At 48.7% G+C, this 18868-nt stretch carries 12 protein-coding genes and 1 other RNA gene; 11 read left to right on the top strand and 2 right to left on the bottom strand.

Features of this window, described 5'->3' with window-relative positions; all coding sequences use genetic code 11:
- Positions 1-132: 132 nt before the first annotated feature.
- The gene (locus VZT47_RS05915; RefSeq protein ID WP_330224049.1) at positions 133-1938 is read right to left on the bottom strand and encodes a WG repeat-containing protein; all 1806 of its coding nucleotides are present in this window, start codon (positions 1936-1938) and stop codon (positions 133-135) included.
- A 504-nt stretch (positions 1939-2442) separates the two neighbouring features.
- Here VZT47_RS05915 and glyQ point away from each other — a divergent pair.
- Positions 2443-3324 carry a glycine--tRNA ligase subunit alpha gene (gene glyQ, locus VZT47_RS05910; RefSeq protein ID WP_296954274.1) on the top strand — a complete coding sequence of 294 codons (882 nt, stop codon included), beginning with the start codon at positions 2443-2445 and terminating at the stop codon, positions 3322-3324.
- Positions 3321-5372 carry a glycine--tRNA ligase subunit beta gene (glyS, locus tag VZT47_RS05905; RefSeq protein ID WP_330224048.1) on the top strand — a complete coding sequence of 684 codons (2052 nt, stop codon included), beginning with the start codon at positions 3321-3323 and terminating at the stop codon, positions 5370-5372. Before glyQ ends, glyS begins: the two co-directional genes overlap by 4 nt.
- A 237-nt stretch (positions 5373-5609) precedes the next feature.
- On the opposite strand, the gene VZT47_RS05900 is transcribed toward glyS, so the two are convergent.
- Positions 5610-7217 carry a Ppx/GppA phosphatase family protein gene (locus VZT47_RS05900; RefSeq protein ID WP_330224047.1) on the bottom strand — a complete coding sequence of 536 codons (1608 nt, stop codon included), beginning with the start codon at positions 7215-7217 and terminating at the stop codon, positions 5610-5612.
- A 369-nt stretch (positions 7218-7586) separates the two neighbouring features.
- Here VZT47_RS05900 and VZT47_RS05895 point away from each other — a divergent pair, with 369 nt between their 5' ends.
- The 9 genes from VZT47_RS05895 (at position 7587) to VZT47_RS05855 (ending at position 18609) form a co-directional block, all read left to right on the top strand.
- Positions 7587-9140: a Ppx/GppA phosphatase family protein gene (locus VZT47_RS05895; protein WP_330224046.1), complete on the top strand. Its 1554-nt coding sequence runs from the start codon at positions 7587-7589 to the stop codon at positions 9138-9140.
- Positions 9141-9142: 2 nt separating this feature from the next.
- Positions 9143-11311 (top strand): polyphosphate kinase 1, encoded by a 2169-nt coding sequence (ppk1, locus tag VZT47_RS05890; protein ID WP_330224045.1) that lies wholly within the window; start codon positions 9143-9145, stop codon positions 11309-11311.
- An 898-nt stretch (positions 11312-12209) separates the two neighbouring features.
- Positions 12210-13184, top strand: coding sequence for a G5 and 3D domain-containing protein (locus VZT47_RS05885; RefSeq protein ID WP_330224044.1), 975 nt, complete (start codon positions 12210-12212; stop codon positions 13182-13184).
- Between the two features lie 449 nt (positions 13185-13633).
- Positions 13634-14065, top strand: a complete 432-nt coding sequence (gene lspA / locus VZT47_RS05880; protein WP_330224043.1) for a signal peptidase II — start codon at positions 13634-13636, stop codon at positions 14063-14065.
- Complete coding sequence (locus VZT47_RS05875) at positions 14065-14991, top strand: RluA family pseudouridine synthase (RefSeq protein ID WP_330224042.1); 927 nt, start codon at positions 14065-14067, stop codon at positions 14989-14991. The genes lspA and VZT47_RS05875 overlap by 1 nt, the downstream gene beginning before the upstream one ends.
- On the top strand, positions 14991-15941 hold the full coding sequence (locus VZT47_RS05870) for a P1 family peptidase (protein ID WP_330224041.1): 951 nt from the start codon (positions 14991-14993) through the stop codon (positions 15939-15941). The genes VZT47_RS05875 and VZT47_RS05870 overlap by 1 nt, the downstream gene beginning before the upstream one ends.
- Positions 15942-16058: 117 nt before the next feature.
- Positions 16059-16404: a transfer-messenger RNA gene (gene ssrA / locus VZT47_RS05865) on the top strand.
- Positions 16405-16544: 140 nt separating this feature from the next.
- Positions 16545-16856: a thioredoxin family protein gene (locus VZT47_RS05860; protein ID WP_330224040.1), complete on the top strand. Its 312-nt coding sequence runs from the start codon at positions 16545-16547 to the stop codon at positions 16854-16856.
- 184 nt (positions 16857-17040) lie between these two features.
- Positions 17041-18609, top strand: a complete 1569-nt coding sequence (locus VZT47_RS05855) for a tetratricopeptide repeat protein (RefSeq protein WP_330224039.1) — start codon at positions 17041-17043, stop codon at positions 18607-18609.
- Positions 18610-18868: the final 259 nt, after the last annotated feature.

Raw genomic sequence — 18868 nt, 5'->3', positions numbered from 1 at the left:
CGCATCTTTCGACGCGTACTTGAACTATTTCATGATTTTCTTAAGTTAATGATATTGCCATGAACTGAGAACTGAACACTGATCACTTTCTGAAGAAAGCTGTCCGACTGTAATGGATTCAGGTCAATCCACTTACAGGATATCGATATCCTCATAAGCCGGCTTCAAAAGGAACCGGCCCGTGGTATCGATGAGTCCCCATTTGCCCTTGATTCTGACGCCTGCCCGGCCATTGCGGAAAGAGGTGACGTCGGAGGCTTCTTCTTTGAAAGTGATGGCATCTTTACCGGATGCATCGATATATTTCCAGCCATTTTTATCCTTTACAGGAATAAGTCCGTCACCGGAGGCGGCGGCACCCCGGAAAAGGGGATCCGTAATGAGACTGCCGTCTTTTCCAAGAATGCCCCAGTCCGATTTTACCTTATACCCATAGAAGCCGTTTCCAAGGGAAGTGAGTCCGTCATAATTCATAGCTGCCACTTCACTGCCGTCATCCATGGAAAGGAGGCCCCATTTCTTGTCTTCATTCTGTGCCATCAGAAGTCCATCTTCTTCGACCGGCACAAGACTCTTGTAAATGGAATGGGCCGTAAATATTCCTTTCCGGTTGACCCAGCCGTACTTGCCTTCATTTCTGACGAGAATTCCCTCGTCCGTGGCTTCAAAGACTCTGTCATTGGAAGGGCTGGCAATGACTTTGCCCGTATTGTCGATATAGCCCCGTTTCACCTGGACTGTGGGGACCGTTTCATCTCCGTAACCCCAGGGGTCCCAGATGGGGATACCGATTCCGATACCCCATCCCGAATGTCTGTGATGATGATGGTGATGATGTCCGTGGAACCAGTGTCCCCATCCCCAGCCGATGCCTATGGAAATAGGGAATCCGCTCCGTTCCCGGACTTCCGTAACCTGACCTTCCCGGACTTCCGCGATGCCGTCATCAAAGGGGAAAAGCTGGTTATAGTCTGCCATGAAAGCGATGGTGCCGTCCGGTTTCGCATAGCCGTTTCCGTCAGGCGTTTTTACACCGGCCAGGCCTTCGGAGAATTCGGTGAGGACTGCTTTAAACTGCGGTTTGGCGGTGACTTCACCTTTTGTATTGATGAAACCCCAGAGTTTGTCATCATTTTCTACGGCTGTATAACCTTCGGTGAAGACAGGAATGACCTCTTTATAAACCGGTTCTATGACTTCGCTGCCTTTTGTATCGATGAATCCCCAGAGATCTTTGCCGTTCTTTACCGCCAGGAGGCCTTCACTGTAGGCGGGGCCGGAATCCTTGTAGGAGGGGTTTACGACGAAATTTCCATTTCCATCGATGACGCCCCATTTGCCTTTCTGCCGTACCGGGGCAAGACCATCCGCAAAGTAGCGGGCTTCCTGATAGACCGGGGCAATTTCTTTACCCTCAAGAGAGAGGTAACCGTATTTCCCATCTTCTTTTACGATGGCCATGCCATTCCGGAAATCGGAAACCTGTTCATAGGTTTTATTTCCGATTTTTGTGCCATCCATGCGGTAGAGGACATTCTTCTTGTCACTTTCCTGCACGGCGAGAGCCCCTTCTTTCCAGATGGAACGGTTTTCATAGGAAACAGGGACAATGACCTGGCCCTGCCTGTTATAGAAGCCCCGGAGTTTTCCCTTCTGCACTTCAATCAGATTTTCCCGGCCGTCCTCATCCAGATCTTCTTCCTGAGATTCTGTCCCGGAAAGAGAAAGGCCTTCCTTATCGTAGGCAAAAGGAATAATCACGATGCCCTTCTCATTGACGGCGCCCCATTTTCCTCCCTGTTTGACGGCTGCCGTAAAGGGGAGGGGAGTATCTTTGCCCGAAACGGCTTTTGGCGCATCGGGTCCCTCATTGGCCGAAATCCCCAAAGGCAGGGCCAGGGTAGAAAGCGCCAGGGCTGCCAGTAATTTCTTTATCATAACCATCACCTCACGAAAGAGAAATATTGTCTGACATCTATTATTTTATCATGATTTCCAATGAATTTTTACAGGGAAAACATGAAATTGCTAAAATTTTTGACCAATGGTCAGAGTTGTTAAAATAAAAATTGGCCGCTTTATATTTTTAGCGGCCCACCTTCACGGATCACGACCCACGGACCACGGGCCACGATCAGCTCATTGCTTAAATTTACCTCCCTCAAATATGAATTCACCCTTTACTTTTCTATCCTGATTTGCTACTATAAGTCCATAACTACGGCGATGAAGAAAAGGAGTACGCATGGTCAGCGAGCCGGTGAGGGTGTGAGTCCGGCAGGATGCGGAAGGCGTTTCGGAGCTGCTGCCTGAATGAAGTAGGGCTGCTATAAATGAAGGCGGGCCGCAAAGCCAATGAGGGTGGAACCGCGGGTTATTCCCTGTAACTCGTCCCTGTAACGTATTGTTACAGGGATTTTATATTGTTTTTCAGGAGGAAATATGACATTTCAGCAGATCATTCTGGCGCTCCAGAAATTCTGGTCCCGCCAGGGCTGTGTTCTTGGTGAAGCTTACGACACCGAAAAAGGTGCCGGCACCATGAACCCCTTCACATTCCTGCGTACCATCGGGCCGGAACCCTGGAATGTGGCTTATGTAGAACCGTCCCGCCGTCCCGATGACGGCCGGTATGGTGAAAATCCGAACCGTCTTTACCAGCATCATCAGTTCCAGGTCATCATGAAACCGTCCCCGAACAACATTCAGGAAACTTATCTGGAATCCCTGAAGGAACTGGGCATCGATCCGGAAGAACACGATATCCGTTTCGTGGAAGACAACTGGGAATCCCCGACTCTGGGTGCCTGGGGCATCGGCTGGGAAGTATGGCTGGATGGTATGGAAATCACCCAGTTCACCTATTTCCAGCAGGTGGGTGGTATTGATGAACATCCGGTATCCGTGGAAATCACTTACGGCCTGGAACGGATCGCCATGTATATCCAGCAGGTAGACAATGTGTATGACCTGGTCTGGACCGACGGCGTCACCTATGGCGATGTATGGCATGAAAATGAATATGAACAGTCCGTATACAGCTATGAACTGTCGGATCATGACATGCTTTTCAAGCTTTTTGATATGTACGAAAAGGAAGCTTACCGCATCAGCAAACTGGGCTATGTGCTTCCTGCCTATGATTATGTGCTGAAATGCTCCCACAGCTTCAATCTCCTTGATGCTGCCGGCGCCATTTCCCTTTCCGAACGGACCGAATACATCGGCCGCGTCAGAAATCTGGCCAGAGCCTGCGCCAAAGCATGGCTGAAGAAACGTAAAGAACTGGGATTCCCCATGCTGAAAGGAAGTGAAGGAAAATGAGTAAAAATCTTCTTCTGGAAATCGGTACCGAAGAAATGCCGGCCAACATCATGTCCGGCGTGGTAGACCAGCTTCGCACCCTTGCCGATGCCAAATTTAAAGAAAGCCGTATTTCCTTCGATAAAATTACCGTTTATGCGACTCCCCGCCGTCTGGCAGTCCTTGTAAAAAATGCAGCAGACCGCCAGCCTGATGAAGAAGTGAAAAAGCGCGGCCCCTCCATCAAGGCAGCTTTTGATGCGGATGGAAATCCGACCCGTGCGGCCCAGGGTTTCGCCAGAGGCCAGCATATCGATGCTTCCCAGCTCATTAAGGAAGGCGACTATACCTGGGCCAATGTGGTGAATAAAGGCAAAGCCGTGGAAGAAGTCCTTCCGGATTTGTTCCTCTCCTTTATTACAGGCCTTACTTTTGCCAAATCCATGCGCTGGGCTTCTGAAGAAGTTCATTTCATCCGTCCTGTCCGCTGGCTGGTTGCCCTGGCAGGAGATCAGATTGTTCCTATGGAATTTGCTCATGTGAAGAGCGGGCGCGTCAGCCGGGGACATCGTTTCCTCTGCAAAGAACCGGTGACCATTGAAAAACCGGAAGACTACAAAGAAACCATGCGCAAAGCTTTCGTCATTGTGGACCAGGACGAAAGAAGAGAGCTCATTAAAGAGGGCCTCTTAAAGGTTGCCAAAGAACTGGGCGGCCATGTCTGGCACAATGAAGATCTTCTGGAAGAAATCAATTACCTCGTCGAATACCCGACTCCTCTTTACGGACGGATCGATGATGAATTCCTGAAACTTCCGGTTCCGGCTGTCGTTACCCCCATGCGTGATCATCAGCGTTATTATCCGGTCAGAAATGAAGACGGTTCTCTCATGCCTTATTTCCTGACAGTCAGAAATGGCGGCACCAAAGCCATTCATAATGTACAGATCGGCAATGAAAGAGTCCTCCGTGCCCGTCTGGACGATGCGAAATTCTTCTTTGAAAACGACCGCAAAAAATCCCTGGAAGGCCACAGAGAAGGCCTTACCCGCATCAATTATCAGGAAGGCATGGGTACCATGCTGGACAAGGCAGACCGCCTGCAGAAACTGACCGCTGCCATTGGTGCAGACTGGAATTTCTCTGCCGAAGAACTTTCCGATGCTGACCGGGCCGCCTATCTTTCCAAATCCGACCTTGCTACCGGTATGGTGACCGAATTTACCGAACTCCAGGGCGAAATGGGCAAGGAATATGCCCTCCTTGATGGAGAAAAGAAAAATGTGGCCCAGGCCATTTTTGAACAGTACATGCCTCGCTTTGCGGGCGATATCCTGCCACAGGAATCCATCGGCCGGGCTCTCTCCCTGGCAGATAAACTGGATAACCTGGCCGCTACTTTCCTCCGCGGGCTTATCCCGACCGGCTCCCAGGACCCCTTTGCCCTCCGTCGTCAGACCATCGGTGCCGTAAACATCATTACGGATGGCAAAATTCACTGGGATATCCGGAGAGGCATTGAAAAGGCACTGGAACTCCTTCCTGGCGAAGCGGATCAGAAGAAGACCGTCCTTTCCCAGGTGGAAGATTTCTTCCGTCAGAGAATCAGGGCCATCCTCCTCGATGAAGGCATCGAATATGATATCATTGATTCTGTTCTGGCCGGTCCGGTGGATGACATTTATGCCATTTTCCTCAAAGCCAGAGCCATGGTGGAAAGCCATCTGAAGGACGAAGCCGATCTTCGTCAGGCAGTGACCCGTCTTGCCAATATCACCAAAGGGAAAGTTGGGGGAGAAGTCAATCCGTCCCTCTTTGAAGATGAAGCAGAAAAGAATCTTCAGGCTGCTCTTGAAAAAGTCACCTCTGAAGTTTCTCCGCTCTTTGCAGCCTATGACTATGCGGGAGCCCTTCCATTCCTGAAGGAACTGACCGCTCCGGTGAACGCATATCTGGATCAGGTTATGGTTATGGTCAAAGATGAATCAGTAAAGGCAAACCGTATTTCCCAGCTCAAAAAGACCCTTGCCCTCTTCGATACCTGGGGCGATTTCAGCAAGCTGGTGTAATAGCCGTCAGCCTTTAGCCGTTAGCAGTTAGTTCATGGGGCAAAAGTCTTAGAACCGGAAACTCATGAAATAGAAATCAAAAAAGCTGATTGTCAGGAAATCCCGGCAGTCAGCTTTTTTGATGCAGGAAATATAAATGGCGCCTTTCATATATAAGGCGCCACCTTCACGGACCACGGACCACGGGTCACGATTGATAAACGTAAAAAAATGAATGTGAGATAAGTGCATAACGGACTATTCCGTTTTCTCCCCGGATATATCAAATTCCAGTCCTTCCGCGGTTTCTTTCATTTCATTTTTAATCGTGCTTCCCGGGAACCACTGGATGCGCAGGGGCACCTGGAATATTTTCCGGAATTCCGGGATCAGGTGCTGTACGGCATGGGCCGGGACGTCAAAATTTTCCCGGTTCGTATAGATGCGAAGGTCCATGGCGTTCTTTCCGGAAGTGCAGATCATTCTGGTGATGCACTGTTCATGGCTTTCATCAAACCCTTCGGCGAGAGCCAGAAAGAGGGAAAGCATGCGGACCTCTTTCATCTGGACTTCTGTCAGGATCCGGGCATGGCTGGCGCCTTTCAGGTATTTATTGGAGTAGCCATGATGGAAAGCACAGACCAGGGCGCACATGATCTGTTCCCGGTGGGACCAGCCGAAAATATGGGCGTTGGCGGTGATGTAGGCACTGTGCCTTGCATGAGAGTAATAATTGACGATGGATCCCGTATCATGAAGGAATCCGGCAGCCGTCAGTATTTTTCTCATGCGGCCGCCCAGACCATGCACTTTCTGCCACTGGTCAAACATGGAAAGCGCCATGGCGGTGACATAGGAGGTATGGAAATCATACTGGATGGGAAGGGTATAGAGATAATTTTTCACGGAGCGGATGAGCATATCTTCCTTCCAGGTGCCCTCCGGATCATAAATCGGGTCATAATAATGGAAGAAAAGTCCTTCACGGAGACCGCAGCCGGAAATGGTGAGGTAGGACGCTTTGGCCCGCCGTACGATTTCCTGGACCACCAGGGCACCGGCAATGATGATATCTGCCCGTTCCTCGGAAAGGCCGGAAATCCGCTTTCTTTCTTCGTAAGTTTTGTCGCAGATGGATTTCACCAGGGTAAAGAGACTTTCTACGGGAAGATTGTAATTGTGAAGTTTCGGCAGGGGATAGGAGGAAGAGCGCTGATGGACTTTGGCCAGGTTTCTGACCGTACCGCCTACGCCGATGACTTCCATGGGCTCTTTGGGAAGCCAGGAGATTTTGTTGAGCTGACGCTGGATATAGTCCCGGATTTCAGAAATTTTGTCATAATCCACGGTGCCCGAAGACTGAAACATTTCTGTCAGCGTCACGGCTCCCATGGGAATGCTGACAGAATGGATCCGCTGTTTATTTCGAACCAGAGATATTTCCACGCTGGCCCCGCCCAGATCAAAAAGGAGGAAATCTTTCCGGTCGATGGTATGGATGACTCCGGAAAAACCGAGGGCCGCTTCTGCCTTCCCACTGATAATGGTCATGGGGATTCCTGTGGAAAGACGGACCCTCCGAAGAAAAGAAGCGCCATTCACAGCATTCCGGACAGCGGCTGTAGCTACGGCTAAAACTTTTATGACTTTCTGTACTTTGATGATATGGGCATACACTTTCAGGCAGCTCAATGCCCTCTGCTGGGCCTCTTCCGTAAGAAGCCGGGTTTCCATGGTCATTCCTTCTGCCAGACGGATGGATTTCTTTTCCTGGTACACCAGCTTGTAGGATCCATGCGGTCCGATCTGCATGATGACAAAGCGGATGGAATTGGATCCCAGATCAATGATTGCTATACGCTCCATGGTATCTCCTTTTGACGGTTTTCAGAAAAAAGGGAAATGAAAACCGGAAATATTTCCTTTATTTTACAACATATAGCACCTTCATGGGGGGAAAAGGCTCCATTCTTACAGGAATTTTACAAATGATTTTCTTCTATCGGTCCTTATAAAAGGCTTCTCTTGCAGGGGAAGGGAATCGGGGACTGAAAGGCGCACATGGCATTCGAATATATGTTAAAATAATATAAAAAGTAGATAATTGAATTCTCTTTCTTCCGAAGGGAAATCTCATCGGTAAAGATGTCGATTTTTTACACGGGTTTTACCTTCAGGGTGTAATGTTGAATAAAGAAGGTAAACTCGGTTTTTATATGGAAACGGGGGCTCGTTATGTCGGAACAAAAACCGATCATGTATGGCATCATCCACATCGGATCATCCAGCCTGTCCATGCGCATCGTGCAGTATACGGATATCAGGCACATCCGGGTGGTTGAGTCGGTCAAGAAAGATACCACGTTCGGGGAGGAAGTATTTCTTCATAAGAAACTGTCCTTTCCTTCGATTAAAAAACTCTGCAGCATGCTGCTGGGACTGAAACAGCTCATGGTGGATTACCAGGTAAAGACCTATGCCGTTTATGCCACGGCTACGCTCCGTGAAGCGGAAAACTGCCGCTCCATCCTGGATCTGATTCGTGTGAGCACGGGATTTCACGTGCAGGTCATCGATATGCCGCAGGAAATTTATTTCAAACATTTCGGCCTGCAGTATAAATTCAAATATTTCAACAAGGATGAAGGGGACCGGCTGGGGAAGAATTTCCTCTTTGTCGATATCACTTCCGGCTGCGTGGGCCTTACCATCTGGGAAAATGGGACCTTATGCTATCAGCACAATGTCCATATCGGCACGCTGCGCCTGCTGGAAGCCTTTAAGCTGAACCAGAGGGATTCCATCGATTTCCCGAGAGCCCTGGGCCAGTACATCCATGCCATCATGGAACCGCTGTGGGTGACGATCCGGAAATACGATATCGATACCCTGATTCTTTCCGGCCGTGAAGCCCGGATCATCGGCAGCCTGATGAATCTGGATATGGAGCAGACGATTGTCGAAGTGACGCCGGAAAAACTGCTGAACTGCTATGATGATGTGGGTTCCCTTTCTTCATCCATGGTCATGCAGAAATACCATATGGATGAATCCAATGCAGCCGTCGTTGCTCCGACCATTCATATTTATCAGGAAATCCTGGCCAATGTACCGGTGAAAAATGTGGCCATGATAGGTATGACTTTTATAGAAGCGGTCATCCTTTTCTATGGGGCCATGAAGACGAAGGATCCCGCCCTTTCCTACATGCGGGCCCAGAATCTGGAGCTTACCCGGTCCATCGCTGCCGATTTCTACTATGAACCGGAACATGCCAGAGCCATGGAACTTTACAGCTACCAGATTATCCGCGCTTTTGATAAATATAACGGCCTCAATGAACGGGACGAATTCCTGCTCCGCATGGCGATCATCCTTTACCAGGTAGGGAAATATGTCAATCTTCTCGGCTCTTCGGCTACGGCCTGGAACATCATCCGGGGTACCGATATCTTCGGCATTACGGATAAGGAAAAAGATATCGTGGCCTGCATCGTGTACTATGACCATAAAGGCATGCCCAGCGATGATGATGAACCCTTCCGGATCCTTTCAGAACCGTCCAAAATGACAGCTCTCCGGCTCATCGCCATTTTCCGCCTCGTCCGTGCCATGGATATGGCCAGAAAGCAGAAACTCCGGGACGTGACGGCCCGTATCGTGGGAGATTCCCTCCTCATTGAATATGAAAGCGATGAAAATACGGCCCTGGAAACATGGCTTTTTGATAAGGAAAAAGAACTTTTTGAAAATATATTTGGCATGGAAGCCAAGCTTGAGCGGAGGTAATTATGGACGTGAATGTAAATGATCACAAATATTACCTGAACCGGGAACTGTCCTGGCTTCAGTTTAACCGAAGGGTATTGCAGGAAGCCGTGGATCCGAACAATCCTCTTCTGGAAAAATTGAAATTCCTGGCCATTACCAGCTCCAACCTGGATGAATTCTTTATGATTCGCGTGGCCGGCCTGAAACACCAGAAGGAAAATGGCGTGAAGCGGAGAGACATCGCCAATATGACTGCTGAAGAACAGCTGGAAGCCGTTTCCGAGGGAAGCCAGCGGCTGGTGGCCCGCCAGTACCGGTACCTGAAAATGATTCTGAAGGAACTGGAAACAGAAGGCCTTTATTTCATCAATCCCGATGAAGCCAGCCCGCGGCAGGAGAAATGGATGGATGACTATTTCGAAAGGCAGATTTTCCCGGTCGTCACTCCCATGGCCGTAGACTCCTCCCATCCGTTCCCTTTCCTGGCTTCCAAGAGTCTGAATATTGCGCTCCTCCTGGAACGGAATGAAAGAAATCTGGATGTGGATGAAGAAAATGATATCGATGTCAAGACAGCCATTGTGCCGGTCCCATCGGTATTGCCGAGAATCATCCGCCTTCCGGACAACCCTGAAAATCCGTCCCGTCATGATTTCGTTTTCCTGGAACAGGTCCTCTGCCATTTCGCAGCCCGCCTTTTCATCGGCTATGACCTTCTCGAAGCCAGACCTTTCCGCATCACCAGAGATGCCGATTTGAATCTGGATGAAGAAGATGCCCAGGATTTGGTCGTAGAAGTAGAAAAGCAGCTGAAAAAAAGACAGCGCGGCGAGGCCGTACGTCTGGAATTCCAGGTCGGTGCCAGCCGTTTCATGCGCCGTTTCATGACCAGTGAAATGAATCTTAACGCTGAAGATATGTATGAAATCGACGGCCCCCTCGATATGACCTGTTTCTTCTCCTTCTGTGGAATCAAAGGCTATGACAGGCTCCGGTATCCGGAAGCCCATCCGCACCATCCCTGGTCCATGCTTCAGATGGAAAAAAATAACAAGACCAATATTTTCGACATGATTCGGGAAAAAGACCTGCTGGTCCATCTGCCCTATGAATCCTTCGATGATTCCGTAGTCAATTTTGTGGCATCGGCAGCCACAGATCCGGATGTCCTTGCCATCAAACAGACACTGTATCGTGTTTCTTCTTCCAGCCCTATCATTCAGGCCCTTGAAAAAGCGGCCCAGAATGGGAAACAGGTCACTGTTCTCATGGAAGTGAAGGCCCGTTTTGATGAAGCCAATAATATCCTCATGGCAAGAAGACTGGAAAAAGCGGGAGCCCACGTCATTTACGGTCTTGTAGGACTCAAGACCCACTCCAAGTGCACCCTCATTATCCGAAGAGAAAAGGATGGCATCCGCCGCTACGTCCATGTGGCTACAGGCAACTATAATGCTTCTACGGCGAAACTCTATACGGACCTTGGTATCTTTACCTGCAATGATCGATTCGGCATGGATGCATCGGCCTTCTTCAATCTCCTTTCCGGCTATTCGGATCCGCCAATCTGGGACTCCTTCATCGTGGCGCCGATCAATATGAGACAGCGCTGCGTGGAACTCATCGACCGGGAAATTGAATTTGCCAGACGGGGCGAACCTGCACATATGATTGCCAAGATGAATTCCCTCCTTGATAAAGGAATCATTGCGAAACTTTATGAAGCATCCATGGCGGGCGTAAAGATTGAACTCATCGTCCGCGGAATCTGCGTCATCAAACCGGGCATTCCGGGAATCAGTGAAAATATCACCGTCAGAAGCCTGGTAGGACGGTTCCTGGAACACAGCCGGGTCTTCTGGTTCCTGAACGGAGGAAGGGAAGAAATCTACATGGGTTCGGCTGACTGGATGCCGAGAAACCTGAATGACCGCGTGGAACTGATGATTCCGGTGAAAGACCCGGATCTCTGCAGACGTCTGAAAGACATGGTGGAGAGGGAACTTTCAGACAATCAGAAAGCCCACATCATGCAGTCCGATGGTACCTGGATCAAGACCATTGCGCCGGAAAACAAAGTGGGTGCCCAGGATTCTTTCCAGAAACTGGCCGAAAAGCGGGATGCTGAAAGTGAAATGACCCTGGCCCAGAAGATGGAGCCATATGTACCGGTATTCGGTAAACGGTAAATCATCATCCCTTATAAAAACTGCGATAACCCTGAGAAGTGAAAAAATCACTTTTCAGGGTTTATATTTTAAAGGAGCCCCGGGACCTGCTTCACGGAAATGGAAATACCTGACCGGCTGCACCGGGGAAAGGGGAACCTTTAAAAATGGGCTCTGCTACCCCTTGTATATCTGCCCGAAAAAAGGAAAAAAAGAGTCCTTTATCTTGGGGTGAGCCCGATTTACGGCTTGTTTAATTTTATTCAAATAAACTTTCCTCCGGTGATCCGCCAGTCTCCGGAAATGTAGGAAATATCTGAAATCCTGCAGATTTCCTGATAACATGGATGTTATGAAAACGGCTGCAGAATGAGGTAAATCTAGAAGGGCAGCAGATAGCAAAAATCATATATTCACCACTTTCGATTTTAAATGGTAATTATTTTGGGAATCAGAGTGTTAAATGAACATATTTCCTATTAAAAATTCCCACAAATTGTAAAAATATTGGTGAACAAAAGTTTTATAGACGGGGAAATATGGGACAAAAAAGGGTAACCTCTTTTTGATATATTTTATTTACTCAGGCTTACAAATTTTACGCGGGCCAGGCTGCCCCTGCGGATAAAGTCCGATAATCTCTAAAAAAAATCGTGACCGCAAAACGACGTAAAATGTTCACTGTCTCCTGTATAAAGACAGTGTTTACAATAAATGGAAATAAAAAAGTTAGATTTTATCGAATAAAACAGGTATCATCCTATATGAAAATCTATTATTAAACATCAAATTTTATTGTCTTGTCAATGGTGAAAATTCGATAAGTGCTGATAAAAACTGCATTTTACTATATGTAAACCACGATAAATTTGACAAAATGTCTCCCTATGGTAGAATACAGCCCATAGGAGAGAGACATATGAAACATTCAACTTTTGAAAAGGCTGCTAAGGCCATGACCTGTTCCCTGCTTCTCTTATCTATGGCAGCTCACACTGACCTGGCTATGGCTTTTGGCTTTGGCCTCAATCATGAAGAGAAAGTGGTGACGGTCTACGACGGACTGGACAAAAAAATAGTGACTACGGCAGCCGGGAATTTCAAGCAGATCCTGGCAGACCTGGGACTCAGCCTGAATTCCTACGACAAGTACTGGACCAGCTCGGAAGATGTAAAAGACGGTTCCATTCTGGTGGTAGAACGGGCGCAGCCTGTAACCATTGTGACTTCGAAAGGTTCCCGGACCATGTATACCACGAAACAGACCGTTCAGGGCGTGGTGAATGAAGCGGGCTTTGACTGGCGGAAAATGATGCCCATCGAGGATGGTATGATGAAAGTTACCCAGGGGATGCAGATTCACGTGGTGCCCTATACGGCCAAAATGGTGAATCGCACGGAAGCTTTGCCCATCCATTATCGGAAATGGTATGATGCCAGCCTGAAACCGGGTGAAGAAATCGTTGTGGAAGAAGGCATTCCGGGACGGCGCCGGGTGGAAATGGAAGAATTTATTTCCGACGGCAAAATCATCAGGACCATTGAAGCCGGCGTACAGGTACTGGATGAAGGCCAGCCGGGTATCATGAAGACCGGCGATATGGCAGATACGGAAGGCTTCGTGCGGGTTATGAATGCCAGCGCCTACCATCCGTCGGATGGAGATGGGTACGGGATTACGGCTACCGGAACGCGGGCCGGTCATGGTACTATTGCCGTGGATCCAAGAGTCATACCGCTGGGAACAAAGGTATTCATTCCGAACTACGGTCATGCCATAGCAGCCGATACCGGAGGTGCCATTATAGGCGACCGGATCGATCTCTGCATGGAAACCTTTGAAGAATGCTATAACTTCGGACGGCAGAACGTGGAAGTTTTTGTGAAATATTGAGTGATTTGTGATTTTTTTCACTTTTGGAATAAAAGTGTCCTATACATGGCAGCGCATCCGGCCCCCCGGACGGGAATATAGAGATGCATCGTTGAGACTGAAAATAAAACAATTCTACGAATCGTTATGAACCATATACAAAAGAGACGACTTCTGAAAAGAAGCCGCCTCTTTTATTTTGTTCTTATGACACAGGTCCTGCCTCTCCGCAGAATCGATTTCTGTTTCCGCCTGAAAGGGCCCCTGCTTATTCAGTCCAATCATGAAGGAAAGCGGCCGGTAACTAACAGCTGACAGCTAACGGCTAACGGCTAACTGCTAACGGCTAACTGCTAATGGCTAAATGCTAATGGCTGACAACTAAAGGCTTATGCCTCCATTTCCCTGTTTATTCTGCTCTTTACCTTTCCTCTCAAAATCCGTATGATATAATACGGACAGGAGGAATTATGCTGACTATTACTATTGCAATCATCGTTACCATTCTGGATCAGCTGGTGAAATGGCTGGTGCAGACCGAAATGGACCTGGGGGAGACCATACCCATTATTCCCCATATTTTTCATCTCACCTATATCCATAATCCCGGCGCCGCCTTTGGCATCCTGCCGCATCAGGAATGGTTTTTTCTGGCTATCGTGGTCATCCTTTTCGCTGCCTATTTTTTCATGCGGAAAAAGATTCCGCAGAAACCAATATACTTTCCTGCCTCTGTAGCCATGCTGCTTGGCGGGGCTCTGGGAAATGCCATTGACCGGGTCCGGTATGGCAGCGTGGTGGATTTCTTTGATTTCCGCATCTGGCCCATTTTTAATGTGGCTGATATTTTCATCTGCGTCGGCGTGGCGCTTATCGTATTTTATTTCTGGAGGCACAACTGATGAATCAGATTACCTGCCATATTACGGAGAAAGAAGAAGGGGAAAGGCTGGACCAGGTCCTGAAGGACGCCACCGGTCTGACTCGTTCGGAAGTGCAGAAGTGGATTAAAGAAGGACAGGCCATCCTCCTCCCATCGAAAATGATTCGTCCCAATTACCATGTAAAGGCAGGGGATGAAATTTCCTTTTCCTGGGAAGAAAAAGAAGAATTTACCCTCATTCCCCAGAATATTCCGCTCCATATCCTGTACGAAGATGAAGATATGATCGTTATCAATAAACCAAGAGGCATGGTGGTTCATCCGGGAAGCGGCAATCCTGATGGCACTCTCGTGAATGCGCTTCTCTATCATTGTGGAAACAAGCTTTTTGAAGCCTGTGAAGACCCCATCCGGCCGGGCATCGTTCATCGGCTGGATAAAGATACTTCCGGGGTCATGGTGGCTGCCAAGTCCGCCCGGGCTTTTCCCGTGCTGAAAGAAGAAATCGGTTCCCACGAGGCTCAGCGCCATTATGTGGCCCTCGTTCATGGACAGATGGAAGGAAATAAAGGAGTCATCCGTCTCCCTCTTGGCCGGAGTACAAAAGACAGGATGAAATGGGAAGTGGATCCCAGAACGGGAAAACCTGCCGTTACCCATTTCAAAGTTCTTGAATTTATGAATCATTATTCCTGGCTGGAACTGAAACTGGAAACCGGAAGAACTCATCAGATTCGTGTCCATATGGCCCATATCGGCCATCCTGTGGTGAATGATCCTCTCTATGGCTGGAAAAAAGACAGTTTTCCCATCGAAGGCCAGGCCCTCCACTCCAGGACCCTTGACCTGAAACATCCTGTCACCGGAGAACTCATGCATTTCGAAGCGCCCATTCCGAAAGATCTTGTCCTCTGTGTGGATATGGCAAGAAAGGGAGAAAAATAATGGAAATAAGGACAACTCACGTTCCCGGTTTTACCATAGGTACGGCAGAAGACAGGGAAGGACTGACCGGAGTCACCGTGATTCTCGGCCCCGAAAATGGTGCTGCTGCCGGTGTCGATGTCCGGGGCTGTGCGCCGGGGACCCGGGAAACGGACCTTTTAAATCCCATCAAAACTGTACAGCAGATTCACGCCGTCGTCCTTTCCGGCGGATCTGCCTTTGGCCTGGAAGCGGATTCCGGCGTCATGCGGTATCTGTCTGAAAAAGGGATTGGTTTTGAAGTGGGAGATGTGAGAGTCCCCATCGTCTGCGGGGCCGTCCTTTTTGACCTTGGCATAGGGGATTCCCATGACTTTCCGGACCTCTGGATGGGGTATGAAGCTGCCATGAAAGCAGGAAAGAAATTTCCTGTGGGCTGCTATGGCGCAGGAACCGGGGCAACCGTAGGGAAACTGACGGGTCCGGACCATGCCATGAAAAGCGGTGCAGGCTATGCGGAACTTTCCCTCGAAAACGGACTTTGTGTGGGAGCTTATATGGCAGTCAATGCGTGCGGCGAAATTTATGACGGAAATGAAATCCTCGCAGGAGCTCTTTCAGAAGATGATCAGACACTGATTTCCAGCCATGAACTCATGCTGAAAGGTTTTAAACGGATTCTGGGAGGAAATACATCCATTGGCTGCGTCATGACCAATGCGAAACTGACAAAATCGGAATGCACTGTGATTTCCGGTATGGCTCACGACGGATTTGCCCGGGCCATCCGTCCTGTTCATACCACTATGGATGGAGATACCGTCTTCACTATGGCATCCGGAGAAATAGAAGCTCCTGTAGATACGGTGGGATACCTGGCGGAAGAAACCATCCGTCTGGCCATTCTGGATGCCATTAAATCAGCAGAACCTGCAGGTGGCCGACCGGCCTGGAAAAGCTTCCATTCCTGAAAGGGAAAACTGATTCCGGAAAGGAAACAATATTTGAGGACTGCGTGATATCCTTTTCAGGGAAACCATGAGTTGACAAAAATATTCCTTTATTCTATAATACGTATTGCCCTCAAAGGGGATGTACCGGTTTCGACAGGAGTTTCTGGTTCATAAATAGCGAGTCGGGATTCCATCTACCCCGTTAAACGGTGGAAAAACTTAAACGCAAAACACGATTTTGCTTTAGCAGCCTAAGCTGCTAATGTCCCCGGAAGTATTCCTATGACTTCCGGCTGACATCAACCAATAGGATACCAAGGAGGGATTTTTCGGGACCTCTGCGGGAAACCAATTCCGGGATCGGCAAAGGCAGTTTGTTCCTGTACGATACTTTGCCTAAACTTCAAACAGGTAACTGCACTCGGAGAAGTTTATGGGACAGGCTTTTTGGACAGGGGTTCGACTCCCCTCATCTCCACCAGTACAAACAGGCGCTTTCGAAAGAAGGCGCTTTTTTATGAGTATGATAAATCGATAATAGTCAATATTGACAAAGCTCAATATATCGAATATAATAAATATAGATAAATGATTTTAGAGATTTTTAAGGAGTGATAGAAAATGATGGCCCCCATTACCGGTACTGCAAACATTGAAAAAGTCCTCACCGAAAAAGACGTGATCCTTGGCTTCTCTGCACCCTGGTGCCCATACTGCCGCCGCCTGCGTCCCATGATTGAAAAACTTTCCACTGAAATTCCGACCAATATTTATGGAATCAATACAGATGAAGATGAAGAAATCACTGCCCGCTATAATGTGGAAGTCATTCCCACTCTCATCCTGTTTCATGAAGGAAAAGAAGTCCGCCGCATCATCGGTGATGGAAGCGTAGGCCCGGACGAACTGAAAAAATTCGCCGGCGCAGAATAAGGACATTCAAAAATGATAGGCTCATTCATGGCACATCCCGGAGGGGATGTGCTTTTTCATTACCGGATCCGGACAGCATTATTTTCATTGAACCGGGACAGGGTTACCGAAATATTTAACCTTACTGTCTCAATCGTGTTAAAATAAAAATGGAGTTATTAATAAAAAGAAAGGAGGAAGCGCCATGGACCAGAATATGAAAGCCCTGTCCAAAGAAGAACTGGTAAGACTGGGGCTCCAGTACCTGAAAATCCATAACTGGGGCAGGGGGATGGAATATCTTTCCCATGCAGCCCGGCAGGGAAGCAGCAAAGGAGCCAATGAACTGTTCAAACTGGGAAAATCCTTTTATGACAGGAAACAGTATCCGGAAGCCATTGAATGCTTTGACGTGCTGGCCGAAATGGGTCATGGGGAAAGTTCCCTGTACCTGGGGAAAATGTACCAGCAGGGCCTCGGCTGCCATACGGATATCCAGGCGGCCTTCGATTACTACGCTTCCGCCTATCAGAATGGAAGCGCCCTGGGAGCTCTCCGGGCAGGGCAGCTCATGATGGGCGACGCCATGCGGTCCCGGAAAGTGAGAGAAATCGCTGTTTCCTGGTTCGAGGAAGCCATCAAGGGAGGCATCTATGAGGGCTATGCGGAAATCGGCAGACTGTATCTCGAAAATGACAATTTCGATTTCGTAAAAGGTCCGGACAAAGACAATAAGACCGCCCTTTCCTGGTTTCTCCGGGGAGCCATCCATGGAGACAATCGCTCCAGAGAACTGGCGTCAGAATGTTTCATGAAAGGCAAAGGGACCTCTCCAAACCCCAAACGGGCACTGGAGTTATGCCATCAGGCCTTTCATGACGGCAGCGTTTCCGTCTGTTTCAAACTGGGAGAATGGTATTCCGAAGGCAGGGGCGTGAAAAAGAACCTTTCTCTTGCCCTGGCCTGGTACCTGAAAGGCTATGAGCGGGGCGATGAACGGGGAAAATATGAAGCCGGACGCATATCCTACCTGCTGGGTCGGATTCCGCCGGGAGGCCATCAATCTCCGGAAGAAAGACAGAAATCCCTGAACTACCTGCGCCAGGCCGCCGAATACGGCTATGCGGAGGCCTGGTTTGAACTGGCAGAAGCGTCAGAACAGGAAGGCGATGAAAAGACCGTCGAAAAATTTCTCCGTAAAGGCATGAATGCAGGGAGCGAAGAATGCCGTACAAAACTCATGATTTACTATAACCGCCATGCCTCCAAACTGATTCAGGAAGTGCGGAAAGCCACGACGCCGGAAGCCATGCAGAAATCAGGCGGGAGCGAAGAGGAAATCCTTGACTATGTGAACCTGAAATACAAAGAAGCAGTCTACTGGCTCAAAAAGGCGGCCAACGTGGGAGACGTAGACGCCTGGGCCATCCTTGCCAATATGTACCTTTACTGGGGACACCGGCTGGGAGTGACGGAAAAAGATTTCCTGAAAGCCGCTAAAAACGGAAACGCTGCAAAGAGCATTGATGTCCGCCGGCTTCTCTGGCAGTACTACGCCGGTCCCTCTCCGGTGAACGGGGAATGCTTCCATAAAGAAAATCCCCGCAAAGCCTACCTTCTGGCCAAAGAACTGGCCCATGAAGGAGATCGCAGCTTCATGAAAATCCTTGCCGATTATTATGCCAGAGGCTATGGAACCTACCTCTCCCCAAGACTGGCGGATAAATATGCCGGCATCTCCGGCTATAAGCCCCCCGGCAAAGAAAGTACCTGATGATACCTTCATCATGCCTTGAAGAATGTTAGAAATAACAGAACTCTCATTGATCATGTCCACCATTTCCGGATTGTGATTTATAAAGCAGGTTCCGGCCTTTATGGTGAAATGAAAATAAAAAAGCCGCCCATCACGTTGTGATGAGCGGCTTTTGAGCACGAAAACAAGTCCTCCTGTAAATGAAGGACTGGAGGATAGAGCCGGGTTCCCAGAATTCCGGGACATACTGATCAATCGGCAGCAGAAATCGTAATGG

Origin of the sequence: Dialister sp., from assembly GCF_036343215.1 — a bacterium.
Taxonomy (GTDB): Bacteria; Bacillota; Negativicutes; order Veillonellales; family Dialisteraceae; genus Dialister.
This window is presented reverse-complemented; position numbering and strand designations above follow the sequence as displayed.